16 protein-coding genes are annotated in these 14,888 nt (G+C 62.0%); 14 read left to right on the forward strand and 2 right to left on the reverse strand.

Annotated features, from left to right (window positions below; all coding sequences use genetic code 11):
* The first annotated feature begins 1 nt into the window (after window position 1).
* The 10 genes from cyoB (at window position 2) to V3314_RS08075 (ending at window position 9,219) form a co-directional block, all read left to right on the forward strand.
* On the forward strand, window positions 2-2,020 hold the full coding sequence (gene cyoB / locus V3314_RS08030; protein ID WP_013970980.1) for a cytochrome o ubiquinol oxidase subunit I: 2,019 nt from the start codon (window positions 2-4) through the stop codon (window positions 2,018-2,020).
* Between the two features lie 3 nt (window positions 2,021-2,023).
* Complete coding sequence (gene cyoC / locus V3314_RS08035) at window positions 2,024-2,647, forward strand: cytochrome o ubiquinol oxidase subunit III (protein ID WP_025337745.1); 624 nt, start codon at window positions 2,024-2,026, stop codon at window positions 2,645-2,647.
* Window positions 2,647-2,979, forward strand: coding sequence for a cytochrome o ubiquinol oxidase subunit IV (cyoD, locus tag V3314_RS08040; RefSeq protein WP_003259128.1), 333 nt, complete (start codon window positions 2,647-2,649; stop codon window positions 2,977-2,979). Before cyoC ends, cyoD begins: the two co-directional genes overlap by 1 nt.
* 11 nt (window positions 2,980-2,990) lie before the next feature.
* Window positions 2,991-3,878 carry a heme o synthase gene (gene cyoE / locus V3314_RS08045; protein WP_025337747.1) on the forward strand — a complete coding sequence of 296 codons (888 nt, stop codon included), beginning with the start codon at window positions 2,991-2,993 and terminating at the stop codon, window positions 3,876-3,878.
* 289 nt (window positions 3,879-4,167) lie between these two features.
* Window positions 4,168-5,376 (forward strand): alanine transaminase, encoded by a 1,209-nt coding sequence (gene alaC / locus V3314_RS08050; RefSeq protein ID WP_046616071.1) that lies wholly within the window; start codon window positions 4,168-4,170, stop codon window positions 5,374-5,376.
* Between the two features lie 216 nt (window positions 5,377-5,592).
* Window positions 5,593-6,720: a hypothetical protein gene (locus V3314_RS08055; protein WP_338460123.1), complete on the forward strand. Its 1,128-nt coding sequence runs from the start codon at window positions 5,593-5,595 to the stop codon at window positions 6,718-6,720.
* A 126-nt stretch (window positions 6,721-6,846) separates the two neighbouring features.
* The gene (locus tag V3314_RS08060) at window positions 6,847-7,230 is read left to right on the forward strand and encodes a YkgJ family cysteine cluster protein (protein ID WP_046616073.1); all 384 of its coding nucleotides are present in this window, start codon (window positions 6,847-6,849) and stop codon (window positions 7,228-7,230) included.
* Window positions 7,231-7,697: 467 nt separating this feature from the next.
* A complete protein-coding gene (locus tag V3314_RS08065) occupies window positions 7,698-8,261 on the forward strand; it encodes a GNAT family N-acetyltransferase (protein ID WP_012270565.1) in 564 nt (187 codons plus the stop codon).
* 12 nt (window positions 8,262-8,273) lie between these two features.
* Window positions 8,274-8,813: a hypothetical protein gene (locus V3314_RS08070; protein WP_196174622.1), complete on the forward strand. Its 540-nt coding sequence runs from the start codon at window positions 8,274-8,276 to the stop codon at window positions 8,811-8,813.
* 19 nt (window positions 8,814-8,832) lie between these two features.
* The gene (locus V3314_RS08075) at window positions 8,833-9,219 is read left to right on the forward strand and encodes a lysozyme inhibitor LprI family protein (RefSeq protein WP_046615826.1); all 387 of its coding nucleotides are present in this window, start codon (window positions 8,833-8,835) and stop codon (window positions 9,217-9,219) included.
* Between the two features lie 122 nt (window positions 9,220-9,341).
* Here the strand turns inward: V3314_RS08075 and mnmH are convergent, their stop codons facing one another.
* Together mnmH and selD are read right to left on the reverse strand one after the other, a co-directional pair.
* Complete coding sequence (gene mnmH / locus V3314_RS08080) at window positions 9,342-10,454, reverse strand: tRNA 2-selenouridine(34) synthase MnmH (protein ID WP_046615825.1); 1,113 nt, start codon at window positions 10,452-10,454, stop codon at window positions 9,342-9,344.
* Entirely contained in the window at window positions 10,454-11,488 is a 1,035-nt protein-coding gene (selD, locus tag V3314_RS08085; protein ID WP_046615824.1) for a selenide, water dikinase SelD, read from the reverse strand. The genes mnmH and selD overlap by 1 nt, the downstream gene beginning before the upstream one ends.
* 126 nt (window positions 11,489-11,614) lie before the next feature.
* Between selD and V3314_RS08090 the strand changes: the two genes are divergently transcribed.
* From V3314_RS08090 to phnE, 4 genes are read left to right on the forward strand one after another with little or no spacing between them, the layout of a single operon-like run.
* A complete protein-coding gene (locus tag V3314_RS08090; protein WP_196183857.1) occupies window positions 11,615-12,469 on the forward strand; it encodes a putative selenate ABC transporter substrate-binding protein in 855 nt (284 codons plus the stop codon).
* 20 nt (window positions 12,470-12,489) lie between these two features.
* The gene (locus V3314_RS08095) at window positions 12,490-13,284 is read left to right on the forward strand and encodes an ATP-binding cassette domain-containing protein (protein WP_196174624.1); all 795 of its coding nucleotides are present in this window, start codon (window positions 12,490-12,492) and stop codon (window positions 13,282-13,284) included.
* The gene (locus V3314_RS08100) at window positions 13,278-14,105 is read left to right on the forward strand and encodes an ABC transporter permease (protein ID WP_046615822.1); all 828 of its coding nucleotides are present in this window, start codon (window positions 13,278-13,280) and stop codon (window positions 14,103-14,105) included. The genes V3314_RS08095 and V3314_RS08100 overlap by 7 nt, the downstream gene beginning before the upstream one ends.
* Window positions 14,102-14,869 carry a phosphonate ABC transporter, permease protein PhnE gene (gene phnE / locus V3314_RS08105; RefSeq protein WP_338460124.1) on the forward strand — a complete coding sequence of 256 codons (768 nt, stop codon included), beginning with the start codon at window positions 14,102-14,104 and terminating at the stop codon, window positions 14,867-14,869. Before V3314_RS08100 ends, phnE begins: the two co-directional genes overlap by 4 nt.
* Window positions 14,870-14,888 lie beyond the last annotated feature (19 nt).

Consider the following 14,888-nt stretch of genomic DNA (forward strand, 5'->3'; position numbering starts at 1 on the left):
GATGTTCGGTAAACTAAGCCTGGAGGCGATACCCTATCACGAGCCGATAGTCATGGTGACGCTTGCCATGATCGCGCTCGGTGGTATCGCTGTCGTCGGTGCTATCACCTACTTCCGCAAGTGGACCTACTTGTGGAGCGAGTGGTTGACGACTGTCGATCACAAGAAAATCGGGGTGATGTACATCATCGTCGCGATGGTCATGCTGCTGCGCGGCTTTGCCGACGCCATCATGATGCGTACCCAGCTGGCTGCCGCTACCGGTGGCTCCGAAGGCTACCTGCCGCCTGAACACTATGACCAGATCTTCACCGCTCACGGTGTGATCATGATCATCTTCATGGCGATGCCGTTCTTCACCGGCCTGATGAACCTGGCGGTTCCTCTGCAGATCGGTGCACGTGACGTTGCCTTCCCGTTCCTGAACTCCCTGAGCTTCTACCTGCTGCTGGCAGGCGTGCTGCTGGTCAACATCTCGCTGGGCGTTGGTGAATTCGCCAAGACCGGCTGGGTTGCCTATCCGCCGCTCGCGGGCATTCAGTACAGCCCTGGGGTGGGTGTCGACTACTACATCTGGGCGCTACAGCTCTCAGGCCTGGGTACGACGCTTACCGGCGTGAACTTCCTCGTCACCGTGATGAAGATGCGCGCACCTGGCATGAAGCTGATGGACATGCCGATCTTCACCTGGACCTGCACCTGGGCCAACGTGCTGATCGTGGCTTCCTTCCCGATCCTGACCGCTGCACTCGCTCTGCTGACTGTTGACCGTTATCTGGACTTCCACATCTTCACCAACGAGCTTGGTGGGAACCCGATGATGTACGTCAACCTGTTCTGGGCGTGGGGTCACCCTGAGGTGTACATCCTGATCCTGCCGGCCTTCGGTGTGTTCTCGGAAGTTACCTCCACCTTCGCAGGCAAGCGTCTGTTCGGCCACCACTCGATGATCTACGCATCGGGCGCCATCGCCGTGCTGGGCTTCGCCGTATGGCTGCACCACTTCTTCACCATGGGTGCCGGCGCCAGCGTCAACACCTTCTTCGGCCTGGCGACGATGCTGATCTCCATTCCGACCGGTGTGAAGCTGTTCAACTGGCTGTTCACCATCTACCAGGGCCGTCTGCGCTTCACCGCGCCGATCATGTGGACCCTGGGCTTCATGATCACCTTCTCCATCGGTGGCATGACTGGTGTTCTGCTGGCTGTTCCAGGTGCTGACTTCGTGCTGCACAACAGCCTGTTCGTAATTGCTCACTTCCACAACGTGATCATCGGTGGTGCGGTATTCGGCTACATCGCCGGCTTCGCCTACTGGTTCCCGAAAGCCTTCGGTTTCACCCTGAACGAGAAGTGGGGCAAGGCTGCCTTCTGGTTCTGGATCTCGGGCTTCTACGTAGCGTTCATGCCGCTGTACGCCCTGGGCTTCATGGGCATGACCCGTCGTCTGAACCACTCCGACAACCCACTGTGGGAACCCTACCTGTACGTAGCCGTTGTCGGCGCTGTGCTGATCCTGTTCGGTATCGCCTGCCAGCTGATCCAGCTGTACGTATCGGTTCGCGACCGCAACCAGAACCTGGACGTGACCGGCGACCCATGGGGCGGCCGTACCCTGGAATGGTCGACTTCGTCGCCACCTCCGTTCTACAACTTCGCCCACATGCCTGAGAAGGTTGGCCTGGATGCCTGGCACGAAGCCAAGGAAGCCGGCGTCGCCTACAAGCCTGCAGCCAAGTACGAAGCGATCCACATGCCGAGCAACACCTCCACCGGTTTGTTCATGGGCCTGTTCCTGACCGTCTTCGGCTTCGCCTTCATCTGGCACATCTGGTGGCTGGTTGGCGCGAGCCTGGTTGCAACCATCGCTGTCTTCGTTCGCCACGCTGCGCGTGACGACCAGGGCTACATGGTTCCGGCCGAAGAAGTGGCGCGCATCGAAGGCGAGCGCATGAAAGCGCTGGCCAAAGCAGGTGCTCTGCCTGCCGGCGCACGTGTCGAATCGTTTGAGCGGGTGTAATCAATGTCCAGTCAAGTAATGCACGGTGCTGCTCATGGTCACGACCATGGGCATGACGACCACCACCACGACTCGGGCCAGATGACCGTACTCGGTTTCTGGCTGTACCTGATGACCGACTGCATCCTGTTTGCGTCGCTCTTCGCCACCTACGCGGTGCTGTCCGGCAGTTTTGCCGGCGGCCCGTCGGGTCATGACATCTTCCAGCTCGATTTCGTAGCTGTTGAAACGCTGTTCCTGCTGCTGTCCTCGATCACCTTCGGCTTCGCCATGCTGAAGATGTTCGATGGCAAGAAAGCTGGCGTACTGGGCTGGTTGGCTGTGACCTTCCTGTTCGGTGCAGGCTTCATCGCGATGGAAATCTACGAATTCCATCACCTGATCGCCGAAGGCTTCGGCCCGCAGCGCAGTGGCTTCCTGTCGGGCTTCTTCGCCCTGGTAGGTACCCACGGTCTGCACGTGACCGCCGGCCTGATCTGGATGGCGATCATGATGTACCAGATCAACAAGCACGGCATCACGCCGACCGCCAAGACCCGCATGAGCTGCCTGAGCCTGTTCTGGCACTTCCTGGACGTGGTCTGGATCTGCGTATTCACCGTCGTCTACCTGCTGGGAGTTCTGTAATGGCTAACGCACACGACACTCATCACGAAGGTAACCACGGCAGCGTCAAGTCGTACATGATCGGCTTCATCCTGTCGATCATCCTGACTGCGATCCCGTTCGGCCTGGCCATGTCGCCAAGCCTGCCGAAGAACCTGACCGTTCTGATCATTGTTGCCATGGCCGTGATCCAGGTAGTAGTACACCTCGTGTACTTCCTGCACATGGACCGCTCGAAAGAGCAACGCAACAACGTTTCGACGTTCCTGTTCACCACTCTGGTGATCGCTCTGCTTGTCGGCCTGTCGCTGTGGATCATGTTCAGCATCCACTTCGAAATGTTGGCCAAGTGAGGTAAGACTGCATGTCCGTTAAGCACTTTATCCAAATCACCAAACCGGGGATCATTTTCGGTAACGTGCTTTCCGTGGCAGGCGGTTTCTTCCTTGCCTCGAAGGGCCATGTGGATTTCGCCCTGTTCCTGGCGGTGGTGATCGGTACTTCGCTGGTGGTCGCGTCCGGATGCGTGTTCAACAACTGCATCGACCGTGACATCGACCACAAGATGGAGCGCACCAAGAACCGCGTCATGGTCCAGGGCGGCATGTCGCTGCCCCTCGCGCTGATCTACGCCACCCTGCTCGGGGTGGCGGGTTTCAGCCTGCTGTATGTCCAGGCCAACCCGCTGTCGGCGTTCTGTGCGCTGATCGGTTTCATCGTCTATGTCGGTTTCTACAGCCTTTGGCTGAAGCGTAAATCGGTGCACGGCACCTTGGTCGGCAGCCTGTCTGGTGCCATGCCTCCGGTGATCGGCTATTGCGCCGTGAGCAACAGCTTCGACCTGGCTGCGGTTACCCTGCTGGTGATGTTCAGCCTGTGGCAGATGCCGCACAGCTTTGCCATCGCGATCTTCCGCTTCAAGGATTACAGCGCAGCCAACATTCCGGTCCTGCCGGTGGCACGTGGCATCCTCGCGGCGAAGAAGCAGATCGTGCTGTACGTGCTGGCCTTCGTGCTCGCGACCCTGATGCTTACCCTCGGCGGTTACGCCGGCCTCGGCTACCTGGCCGTGGCAGCAGCCATGGGCCTGTACTGGCTGTACATGGCCTGGGGTGGCTACAAGGCCGAGGACGACAGCAAGTGGGCCCGCAAGGTGTTCGGCTTCTCCATCCTCACCGTCACTGCCCTGAGCGTGATGATGGGTGTGGACAGCCAGACCGCTGCGGATGTGCTGATGACATACGCACGCTGATACTGCTGCCTGTTTCACGAAAACCCCGGCCACTGTGCCGGGGTTTTTTTATGGTGTTTTCCTGGGTTCTGAGCGTAGTACGCTCACTGTGGGAGCAGGGTAACTCGCGAAGAAGCCGGCCCTGAAAACATAAAATTCATATTTTCAAAAAATACATCTGAAAAATTCTAAAAAAACAGGAAATTGTCATTTACATGGCTCCTGTCTCGGCATTATCTTCTGATCCAGGCCGCTACATCGGCCAGCGTCGCTCGGACGGTTCCGGGCGCTTACGTACTCAGAGGAAGCCATGGCCAACCCAGGTTCGCCGCGCCGCTTTGCGCGCATCGATCGTCTCCCCCCTTACGTCTTCAATATCACTGCCGAACTCAAGATGGCTGCCCGCCGCCGTGGCGAGGACATCATCGACCTGAGCATGGGCAACCCCGACGGCGCCACCCCGCCGCACATCGTCGAAAAGCTGGTGCAGGTCGCCCAACGTGAAGATACCCACGGCTACTCCACCTCTCGTGGCATCCCGCGCCTGCGTAGGGCCATCTCCAACTGGTACAAGGAACGCTACGAGGTCGAGATCGACCCGGAAAGTGAAGCCATCGTCACCATCGGCTCGAAGGAAGGCCTGGCGCACCTGATGCTGGCTACCCTCGACCAGGGCGACACGGTGCTGGTGCCCAACCCCAGCTACCCGATCCATATCTACGGGGCGGTGATCGCCGGAGCCCAGGTGCGTTCGGTGCCATTGGTGCCGGGAGTGGACTTCTTCAACGAACTCGAGCGGGCCATCCGCGAATCGATCCCCAAGCCGAAGATGATGATCCTCGGGTTCCCGTCCAACCCCACCGCGCAGTGCGTGGAGCTGGACTTCTTCGAGCGCGTGGTGGCCCTGGCCAAGCAGTATGGCGTGCTGGTGGTGCATGACCTGGCCTATGCCGACATCGTCTACGACGGCTGGAAAGCCCCGTCGATCATGCAGGTGCCGGGGGCCAAGGACATCGCGGTGGAGTTTTTCACCTTGTCCAAGAGCTACAACATGGCTGGCTGGCGGATCGGCTTCATGGTCGGCAACCCCGAGTTGGTCAGTGCCCTGGCGCGGATCAAGAGCTACCACGACTACGGCACCTTCACCCCGCTGCAGGTAGCTGCCATTGCAGCACTGGAAGGCGACCAGCAATGTGTGCGGGACATCGCCGAGCAATACCGCCAGCGCCGCAACCTGTTGGTGAAGGGGCTGCACGAGCTGGGTTGGATGGTCGAGAACCCCAAGGCCTCGATGTACGTGTGGGCGAAGATCCCGCCGGAGTATGCGCACCTGGGTTCGCTGGAGTTTGCCAAGAAGCTGCTGGCCGAGGCCAAGGTATGCGTATCGCCGGGGATCGGCTTTGGTGATTATGGTGATGACCATGTGCGCTTTGCCCTGATCGAGAACCAGGACCGTATTCGCCAGGCGATTCGCGGGATCCGGCAGATGTTCCGGGCTGATGGGGTGGCCCGCAAATAGGCTGTTGGGGCCGCTTTGCGGCCCTTTCGCGACACAAGGCCGCTCCTACAGGGACCGCGCAGTTTTCGAATCCTGCGCGGTCCCTGTAGGAGCGGCCTTGTGTCGCGATGGGCTGCAAAGCAGCCCCGACTGACTCAAAGGCGATTTTTCCACCTGCATCCCACCGATTGATCTACCTATTTTTCTGCACTCATTTCTCACCACAGAGACCCACAAATGAGTGTTTTCACCGCCTACTTTTGCGGTACCGGTTCCCACCGCTTCGACGACGCCAACCCCAACTTCTGGAATGGCGAGCTGGTCTCGACCCTGGCCAGCAATGACCAGGGCCGCGAGTTTGCACACTGGATAGCCGTTGACGGCCCCGGCAGCGGCAACCTTCAGGACGACAACCTTTTCGTCGAGCCTGGCGGTTACTTCAACTGGACCGGCCAGTTGTTCGGTCGCGGCTGGGAAGAGAACGTCAACCATGTGCTGCAGGTGATAAAAGGCGAGAGCAACTGGCAGCGCACCAAATTGAGCGAAGAAGAATACGAGCGACTGAAGAGCGCCGGCGTACCTATTCCGGATGCGTCCTCCACGGCTTCGTGGTTCTGGCGCACCTATGACTACGGTGACAGACACCCGACTCCACAGGAGCTGCAGGAGCGCATCATCAAGCTGTTCCGCAAGTCGCGCTTGCCGACCCAGGTGAATCTGGTGGGCTGGAGCAGGGGAGGGATCAGCTGCCACATGCTGGCCAACGCAATGATGCAGGACCCAGTATTGCGCCGGATACCGGTGAACATCTTTGCCATCGACCCGGTGCCAGGGATCGGCAATGTGCAAGTCGAGCGCGTGACACTGGCTGATAACGTCAAGGAGTATGTCGGCTTCTATTCGCGGGACGAGCGCTCCAAAGGTTTTGCCTGCGTGATTCCTTCCGTCGCGAAGGCGACGCGAATCTGCGTCTACCCGATGCCAGGCCGGCATGCCACGCTGGTGGGCAATGCCTCGGCGGATGGTGCGGGCAAGGGCAAGGTGCTGGCAGAGCCGGGACTGATCGTCCGACATTTTGCCGAAGTCTGCCTGACCCGCTGGGGCGTGCAGCTAGACAAGCGGCTGACCTTGGGCGATAGCCAGTTGATGGAGTATCACCAGCTCATGGCGGCGGCTGACAAGCAGTATCAGGCCATGCGCAGTAAGTCCTACACCGTACTCACCGAAGGTGAAAAGAACGATCGGCTGGTGCATTGCGGCGAAGCGCGTACGTACTTCAGCAAGGTGCAGGGCGACGACTACGATCCGAGCGCCGGCCTGGCTTTACAGCGTTGGGATGCTGCGACTTACAAGTCCATCTGTTAGCACTTGCGGGCGGCCGGATCAGCGGCACATTTTTTTGTATTGCCCCTCTATCCAGCCGCCCCCTCTTGGATTGAAAATGGCGCCGCGGGCCAGCCCCGATAACAACAACCTTCCCTCCGTGCCATCATGTCCGAATACAACCCTTGCCTTGACTGCGGCGCCTGCTGCGGGTACTTCCGTGTGTCCTTTTTCTGGGGCGAATGCCAGTCTGCCGGGGGCCTAGTGCCGGATGACCTGGTGGTGCAGATCAACCCCACGCGCGTTGCCATGATCGGCACCGATGCCAAGCCTTGCCGCTGTGTCAGCCTGCAGGGCGAAATCGGCCGAGAGGTGGCTTGCACCATCTACGCCAACCGTTCCAGCCCCTGCCGCGAGTTCGAGGCGTCGTGGGTGGGTGGGGTGCATAACCCCAGCTGCGACGATGCACGTGCCGCGTATGGCCTGCCACCGCTGACCCCGCCGGGGGCCAACGAGCCGCATTGGCCGGATGATGGGGCTGAGGTGGCCTGAACGTATTTCGTTAGCCTCTACCGGCCCTTTCGCGGGTGAACCCGCTCCCACAGGGATCGCGCCGCGCTCAAGGCTGGTGCAATGCCTGTAGATGCCACTGGCACAAAACTTCTCTCAAGGCTGGTGCAGTACCTGTGGGAGCGGGTTCACCCGCGAAAGGGCCATTAGCTGCAAGAAGATTGCGGACCTGAAACCAAATGCTTCTGGTTTCTTGGGATTGGGGGTTAACCTGCGAAATTGGCTAAGACACTGGTCAATGACAATGGTAGTGGGATTGAACCGCGGAGATTGAGTAATGGCCCGATCTGCCTGGCGGGCTGGCCAGTAGCGACTGACAGATGCATGCCGAAAGGTTTGTGGTGGTTTTGAGATCGGGCGCCGCGCGGGCGGCACTCGATTTCCGCACCACCACCCACCCCACATGAAGTTAAACTGTCATCTCCCCAGCAATGGACAGGAGATCCGGCGTGACCCCACCCCGCAGTTTCCCCAGTGACCTCTGCCTCGACAGCCCGCGTCTGCAATTGCGCCCCATGCGCCATGCCGATGCCGCGCAGTGGCTGGCTATCATGGCCGACCCCGAGGTCATGCGTTATTGGCACCATGCCCCCTGGCAAGACCTTGCCGAAGCCGAAAGCGCCCTGGCCGCCGACCGCGAAGCCTATGCCAATGGCGACCAGCTCAAGCTTGGCATGTACCGCCGTGACAACGGCGAACTGATCGGTATGGTCCAGCTGTTCAACATCGACGATGTATCCCGCCGTGGTGAAATCGGCTACTGCCTGGCCAGCGCGGTGCAGGGCAGAGGCTACATGGACGAAGCACTGACCTGCTTCATCGACTACCTCGCCCATACCCTGCACATGCGGCGCCTGGAAGGCGAGATCGATCCGCGTAACCAAGGTTCGGCACGTACTCTTGAGCGCCAGGGCTTCGTGCTGGAGGGCACATTGCGTGCGCGCTGGTGCGTTGCCGGCGAGTTGTCCGATTCGGGTATATATGGCCTTCTGCTAGAGCCCCCGGTTGCCTAGGAAGTAAATCTCTTGCCCGTTTTCTACCTGAGTTTCAGCTTGCTGCTGTACCTGCTCGCACTGTTCTTCGATGGCGCGCTAATGAGTGGCGACCGGCACATGCCCGCCCTGCAGATGCTGTTGTACGGGCCCTGGGGCATGCCCTTCGGTTTGTACCAGTGGTTTGCCAACCCGCTGTTGGCCCTGGCGGTCCTTGCCCATCGGCGCTTTCGCCGGATGGCATTGCTGGTCGGGCTTGTGGCTGTGTATCTGGCGGCCAGCAGCTTTGGAATTGACCGCCTGCCAGACAATCAGAGCTATGAGTTTCATGACCTGGCCGGTTTCGGTGCCGGTTTCTACCTGTGGCTGGCGGCGATGGTGGTGTTTTGCGTGGGCCAGGCCTGGCATTGCTGGAGGGCACGCAATACCGACGACATGCCGGGCTGGAGCTGGCTGGATGTGGTGTTGATCGCGGCGCTTGGCCTGGCGCTGTATGCGGCGACGCAGATGCCGTCGCTGCGCTTCGAGCCGGGCAAGGTGCTGATGCCGCCGGAACAGCCGCAGGCGCTGTGATACCCACAAGGAGGGGTTGATGACCAAGCATTACCTGACGGGCCTGGCATTGGCCTGTGTGCTGCCGCTGGCCTTGGCGGATGATTTCACGCCGGGATACGGGCAGTGTATGGACAAGGCGTCCAGTACCGTGGCCATGAGCGAGTGCATTCGGGCCGAGACGCAGTTGCAGGACCAGCGATTGAACCGGGTGTACAAGCAATTGATGGGCAAGCTGGATGCCGGGCAGCAGAAGAGCCTGCGTGATGTGCAGCGCAAGTGGCTTGCCTACCGCGATGGCAATTGCCGGTTCCATGTGCAGGCCAGTGGCGGGACCATGGCGCAGCTGGAAGGGGGGAGCTGTGTGATGGGCATGACCCGCGACCGGGCGGCGGAGCTGGAACGGGTGCTCAGCCCTGGGCAGTGAGGTTGTCTGTACTGGCCCTATCGCCGGCAAGCCAGCTCCCACAGGGAACGCATGCCCTGTCAGGCAGTGCAATACCTGTGGGAGCCGACTTGCCGGCGATGGGGCGCGAAGCGGCCCCGTTTTTACTTGCGCGGTTCGCGTAGCGCCCGGGCCTTGAGGTACTCGCGCACTTCAACGGCATCCCCGGCAAATTCGATACGTTCAGCCTTGGCTGCGCGCTGGTAGGCATACATCGGGTCGTAATACTCGCTCAGCAAGCTTTCGATGAAGACACGGTGCAACTCCACCGAACCACTGCGCTGCTGTTCTTCCAGCGCCTGGCGCAGGATTTCCGACAGCCGCTGATGGCGCTCGCCGCCGAGGCGCTTGTGAATCCTGCCCATGCTCTGCAGAAGCGTTTCGGCAAACAGTCGAAGGCCATCTTCTTCACCATGCAGGCTGACGAACTCGGCGCTCAGGTCGATCACGTAGTCGCGCAGGATACGCTCCACGCGGTTGGCCAAACTGTCTTCCAGCCACACCAGTGGGTATTGCTGCATGCCCTGGTACAACTCCAGCGGTACGGTGCAGCTGCCCACGATTCGGCCTTCGTCTTCCAGCACGAACTGCTCGATACCCCGGGCGCGTTTTTTCAACACGTCTATGGCCAACCTGTTCTCGAAGTCGATCTGCGCTGGCTGTGCGGTGGCGCGCTTGCCAAAGCTGGAACCTCGATGGTTGGCGTAGCCCTCCAGGTCCAGCTCGTTGTCCAGCAGGTGCAGCACGTCGGTCTTGCCGGTGCCGGTCAAGCCGCCCACGAGCACGAAATCACATTGCGCGACCGCCTGTTGGGTAGTCTCCAGCAGGAAGTGGCGCATGGCCTTGTAGCCGCCCTCGACGAGGGGGTAGTGGATGCCCTTCTCATCGCGCAGCACTTTCTGCACAAGATGCGAGCGCAGGCCGCCACGGAAGCAGTACAGGTAGCCTTCCGGGTGATCTTCGGCGAACTTTGCCCAGGCCTCCAGACGTGCCTGCTTGATCTCACCGCTGACCAGCTTGTGGCCCAGAACGATGGCTTCAGCCTGGCCTTTCTGCTTGTAGCAAGTGCCGACCTTTTGCCGCTCCTGGTCATTCATCAGCGGCAGGTTTACGGCACCGGGGAAGGCGCCCTTGGCAAATTCGACAGGTGCACGCATGTCCATCATCGGCACATCGTCGAGGAACAACTGGCGGAAGTCGGTGCAGTCGGGGCGCATCAGATCACCTCGACCGCGTGGCTCTGTCGCTCGACCAGCTTGCCGATTGGTGCCAGCTGCAGGCCCAGTTCGGCGGCCACCTTCAGGAACTCGGCTTCACCTTCCGGGGTAACCGCCACCAGCAGGCCGCCGCTGGTCTGCGGGTCGCACAGCAGGTGCTTCTGGTCGTCGCTCAGGGCGCCAATCTTGTGGCCGTAGCTGTCGAAGTTGCGCAGGGTACCGCCGGGGATGCAGCCCTCGGCCAGGTAGTGGTCGACGCTGGGCAGGCGCGGGACGGCTGCATAGTCCAGGTGAGCGGTAAGGCCACTGCCTTCGGCCAGTTCCACCAGGTGGCCCAACAGGCCGAAACCGGTGACGTCGGTCATGGCCTTGACCCCGTCAAGCTTGCCGAAGCGGCTGCCGGGGGTATTGAGGGTGCACATCCAGTCGCGGGCCAGGCCCTGGTCCTGGGTGCGCAGCTTGGCCTTTTTCTCGGCGGTGGTGAGGATACCGATACCCAGTGGCTTGGTCAGGTACAGGCGGCAGCCTGCGCTGGCGGTGTCGTTGCGCTTTAGGTGGCGCTTGCTGACCACGCCGGTGACGGCCAGGCCGAAGATCGGCTCGGGGGCGTCGATGGAGTGGCCGCCGGCCAGCGGGATGCCGGCTTCGGCGCATACCGCGCGGCCACCGCGGATCACTTCGCGGGCCACTTCCGGGGGCAGCACGTTGACCGGCCAGCCGAGGATGGCAATGGCCATCAGCGGGTCGCCGCCCATGGCGTAGATGTCGCTGATGGCGTTGGTGGCGGCGATGCGGCCGAAGTCGTACGGGTCATCGACAATCGGCATGAAGAAGTCGGTGGTCGAGACCACGCCGCGCTCGTCATCCAGCGCGTACACGGCGGCGTCGTCGCGCGAGGCGTTGCCCACCCACAGTTTCGGGTCCAGGGCCTGGGTGCCGCTTTCAGCGAGGATCACATCCAGCACCTTGGGGGATATCTTGCAGCCACAGCCGGCACCATGGCTGTACTGGGTCAGGCGAATCGGCTCGCTCATGTGCACCTCAGGGGGTCAATTTAATGCGCGATTGTAGCAAAGCTGGCCTTTGCGCCTGCGCCTCTTATAATTCCCGTCGTCGGCGCATAGGCCGACCTTTCCCCGCTATTGAACCGGAGAACACCCATGCTCAAACGCCCTCTGGCGCTCGCCGCCGGCCTCGTGCTGTCTTGCTGTGCCGTTGTCGCCCAGGCTGCCGACACCCTGCGGGTCAGCGCCATCCCTGACGAAGCACCGACCGAACTGCAGCGCAAGTTCAAGCCTTTGGGCGAGTACCTGGCCAAACAGCTGGGCATGGAGGTGAAGTTCGTGCCCGTGGCCGATTACCCGGCGGTAGTCGAGTCGCTGGCTTCAAACCGCCTGGACCTGGCCTGGCTGGGGGGCTTCACCTTCGTACAGGTGCACCTGAAGGACCCTGCCGCCACGCCGCTGGTGCAGCGTGAACAGGATGCGCAGTTCACTTCCAAGTTCATTACCGCCAACCCCGATGTGAAGAGCCTGGCCGATCTCAAGGGCAAGTCGTTTGCCTTCGGTTCCATCTCGTCCACCTCGGGCAGCCTGATGCCGCGTTACTTCATGCTCAAGCAGGAAAACATCAAGCCCGAAGACTACTTCGGCCGCGTTGCCTACTCCGGCGCCCACGATGCCACCGTGGCCTGGGTACAGGCTGGCAAGGTCGATGGCGGCGTGCTCAACGCCAGCGTGTGGCAAAAGCTGGTGGATGCGGGCAAGGTCGATACCGCCAAGGTGAAGGTGTTCGCCACCACCCCGACCTACTTCGACTACAACTGGACCGTGCGCGGCAACATGGACCCGGCGCTGAAAGAGAAGATCAAGAAAGCCTTCCTCGACCTCGACCCGGCCAACCCGGAGCACAAGGCGATCCTCGACCTGCAGGCGGCCAGCCGCTTCATCGAGACCAAACCTGAGAATTACGTGGGCACCGAGCAGGCTGCGCGCGAGGCCGGCCTGCTCAAGTGACATCGACAGTGGCTTCCAACGTGGCTATCCAACTGCACGGGGCCGGGCTGCGCCATGGCCAGGTGCGTGCGCTTGATGCCGTGAGCCTGAGCATCGGTCAGGGCGAGCGTGTCGCCATCATCGGGCCTTCGGGGGCGGGCAAGTCCAGCTTGCTGCACCTGATGGCGACCGCCGTCCAACCCAGCAGCGGGCGCCTGGAACTGCTCGGCGAACAGCCCTGGGCGCTGTCCGCCAGGGCCCGCCAGCGTCTGCGTGCGCGGGTCGGCCTGGTGCACCAGGCACCACCCTTGCCACCGCGCCAGCGGGTAGTGACGGCGGTGCTGGCCGGCCGACTGGGGCAGTGGGGTGTGCTGCGCGGCCTGCTCAACCTGCTGTACCCCAGTGATGTGCCGGGGGCGCGCCAAGCGCTGGCCGAGCTGGGCTTGGCGGACAAGCTGTTCGTGCAGTGCGGGCAGTTGTCCGGTGGCCAGTTGCAGCGGGTGGGTATTGCCCGGGCGCTGTACCAGCGGCCGCAGGTGTTGCTGACCGACGAGCCGGTGTCGGCCATGGACCCGGTGCTGGCTGACCACAGCCTGGCCGTGCTCAACCGCCATGCACAGGCCAATGGCGTGACCCTGGTGGCGAGCCTGCATGCCGTGGACCTGGCGCTGGCGCATTTCCCGCGGGTGATTGGTATCCGCGAAGGGCAGGTGGCGTTCGACTGCCCGGCGCAAGCGGTGACCGAGCAGTTGCTGGATGCGCTGTACGCCAACGAACAACTGGCCTCACCGCCAAGCCAGGGGCCGACGTTGACCGTGCAGATTCCGAGATGCTGAAGCTTGATGCCCGCGACCCGGCGCTGCTGCCACGGTTGCTGCTGGCTCTGCTGGCGGTGGCGGTGCTATGGCCTGGCATCCGCTTGAGCGAACTGAACCCCGAGGTACTGCTGCAGGCAGAAAACCGCCAGCAGATCGCCAGTTTCACCAGTGCCTTCTGGCCACCGGCACACGATGCCGGTTTCCTGTCGCTGCTGTATGAAGCCACCCTGCAGACCCTGGCCGTGGCCACGGCCGGCATGGCGCTGGCGTTGCTGCTGGCGGTCCCTGCCGGGTTGCTGGCAAGCCGCGCCCTGTCGCTGCGCGCCGCCTCCCGTGGGGGCCGGGCCGGCTTGTGGTCGCGCCTGCTGCGCCTGCCGGTGCGCTGGTTGCTGATATTCCTGCGCAGCGTGCCGGAAATCGTCTGGGCGTTGCTGTTCGTGCGGGCCGTGGGGCTGGGGCCGACGGCGGGCGTACTGGCCATTGCCATCACCTACAGTGGCATGCTCGGCAAGGTCTACGCCGAGATCTTCGAGTCGGTCGACCAGCGCCCGGCCCATGCCTTGCTGCAGGCGGGTAGTGGCCGCCTGGCTGCGTTTCTCTACGGCATATTGCCAAGTGCGGTGTCCGAAGTGGTGTCCTACACCGTGTACCGCTGGGAGTGCGCGGTACGGGCCTCGGTGGTGATGGGCTTTGTCGGTGCTGGCGGGCTGGGGCAGCAGATCGACCTGTCGATGCGGATGTTCGCTGGGGCGGAAGTGGCCAGCATGCTGCTGACGTTCCTGGTCCTGGTGATGCTGGCAGACTTGCTCAGCCGCTTCCTGCGTTGGAGGCTGGCATGAGCCGGGTCATCAATTTGCTGGTGCTAGGCGCCATCGTGGCTGCGGTGATGGCCTCGTTCGCATACCTGGAGCTGGACTTGCAGGCGCTGGTCGGCAACGGCGGGCTGGGGCAGATGGGCGAATATGCCGGGCGTTTCCTGCACCCGGACTTGTCTGCGGGGCAACTGCGCGCGGTTGCGCACGGGGCGCTGGAGACCCTGGCCATGTCGGGTCTTGGCACCTTGTTGGCCATGCTGCTGGGCATGCTGTTGGCGCTGCCGGCCGCTGGCCGGTTCGGTTGGCCGCTGCAGGCCTGTGCGCGGTTGTTGCTGAATGCCCTGCGGGCCATCCCGGAACTGGTGTGGGCCGCGCTGACGGTGCTGGCGGCCGGGCTTGGGCCGAATGCCGGTACCCTGGCCTTGGCGCTGCATACCGCTGGCGTGCTGGGGCGGCTGTTTGCCGAGGCGCTTGAGAATGCACCGCCGGAGCCGGCGGCGGCCATCCGCTTGCAGGGTGGTAGCCAGGTGGCGGCATTCTGCTTTGGCACGTTGCCCAATCTGTGGCCGCAGTTGCTGGCTTATAGCCTGTATCGGTGGGAGAACAATATCCGCATGGCCAGCGTGCTGGGGTTTGTCGGTGCGGGTGGGTTGGGGCAGATGCTGTACACCACCTTGAGCCTGTTCCAGGAGGCCCAAGCCAGTACCGTGATCATCGGGATGCTGGTACTGGTCTTACTGGTGGATGCATTGAGTGATGTGTTGCGTCAGCGCTATGTGCGGGCCTGATCGATAGCCGGGGCTGCAA

Origin of the sequence: Pseudomonas sp. TE3-3-F2023 (genome assembly GCF_036784815.1) — a bacterium.
GTDB lineage: Bacteria > Pseudomonadota > Gammaproteobacteria > Pseudomonadales > Pseudomonadaceae > Aquipseudomonas > Aquipseudomonas pudica.

What these genes read in the sequence shown, in the direction of transcription:
- cyoB (WP_013970980.1), top strand. Translation starts at nt 2, where the DNA reads ATGTTCGGTAAACTAAGCCTGGAGGCGATACCCTATCACGAGCCGATA.
- cyoC (WP_025337745.1), top strand. Translation starts at nt 2,024, where the DNA reads ATGTCCAGTCAAGTAATGCACGGTGCTGCTCATGGTCACGACCATGGG.
- cyoD (WP_003259128.1), top strand. Translation starts at nt 2,647, where the DNA reads ATGGCTAACGCACACGACACTCATCACGAAGGTAACCACGGCAGCGTC.
- cyoE (WP_025337747.1), top strand. Translation starts at nt 2,991, where the DNA reads ATGTCCGTTAAGCACTTTATCCAAATCACCAAACCGGGGATCATTTTC.
- alaC (WP_046616071.1), top strand. Translation starts at nt 4,168, where the DNA reads ATGGCCAACCCAGGTTCGCCGCGCCGCTTTGCGCGCATCGATCGTCTC.
- V3314_RS08055 (WP_338460123.1), top strand. Translation starts at nt 5,593, where the DNA reads ATGAGTGTTTTCACCGCCTACTTTTGCGGTACCGGTTCCCACCGCTTC.
- V3314_RS08060 (WP_046616073.1), top strand. Translation starts at nt 6,847, where the DNA reads ATGTCCGAATACAACCCTTGCCTTGACTGCGGCGCCTGCTGCGGGTAC.
- V3314_RS08075 (WP_046615826.1), top strand. Translation starts at nt 8,833, where the DNA reads ATGACCAAGCATTACCTGACGGGCCTGGCATTGGCCTGTGTGCTGCCG.
- mnmH (WP_046615825.1), bottom strand. Translation starts at nt 10,454, where the DNA reads ATGCGCCCCGACTGCACCGACTTCCGCCAGTTGTTCCTCGACGATGTG.
- selD (WP_046615824.1), bottom strand. Translation starts at nt 11,488, where the DNA reads ATGAGCGAGCCGATTCGCCTGACCCAGTACAGCCATGGTGCCGGCTGT.
- V3314_RS08090 (WP_196183857.1), top strand. Translation starts at nt 11,615, where the DNA reads ATGCTCAAACGCCCTCTGGCGCTCGCCGCCGGCCTCGTGCTGTCTTGC.
- V3314_RS08100 (WP_046615822.1), top strand. Translation starts at nt 13,278, where the DNA reads ATGCTGAAGCTTGATGCCCGCGACCCGGCGCTGCTGCCACGGTTGCTG.
- phnE (WP_338460124.1), top strand. Translation starts at nt 14,102, where the DNA reads ATGAGCCGGGTCATCAATTTGCTGGTGCTAGGCGCCATCGTGGCTGCG.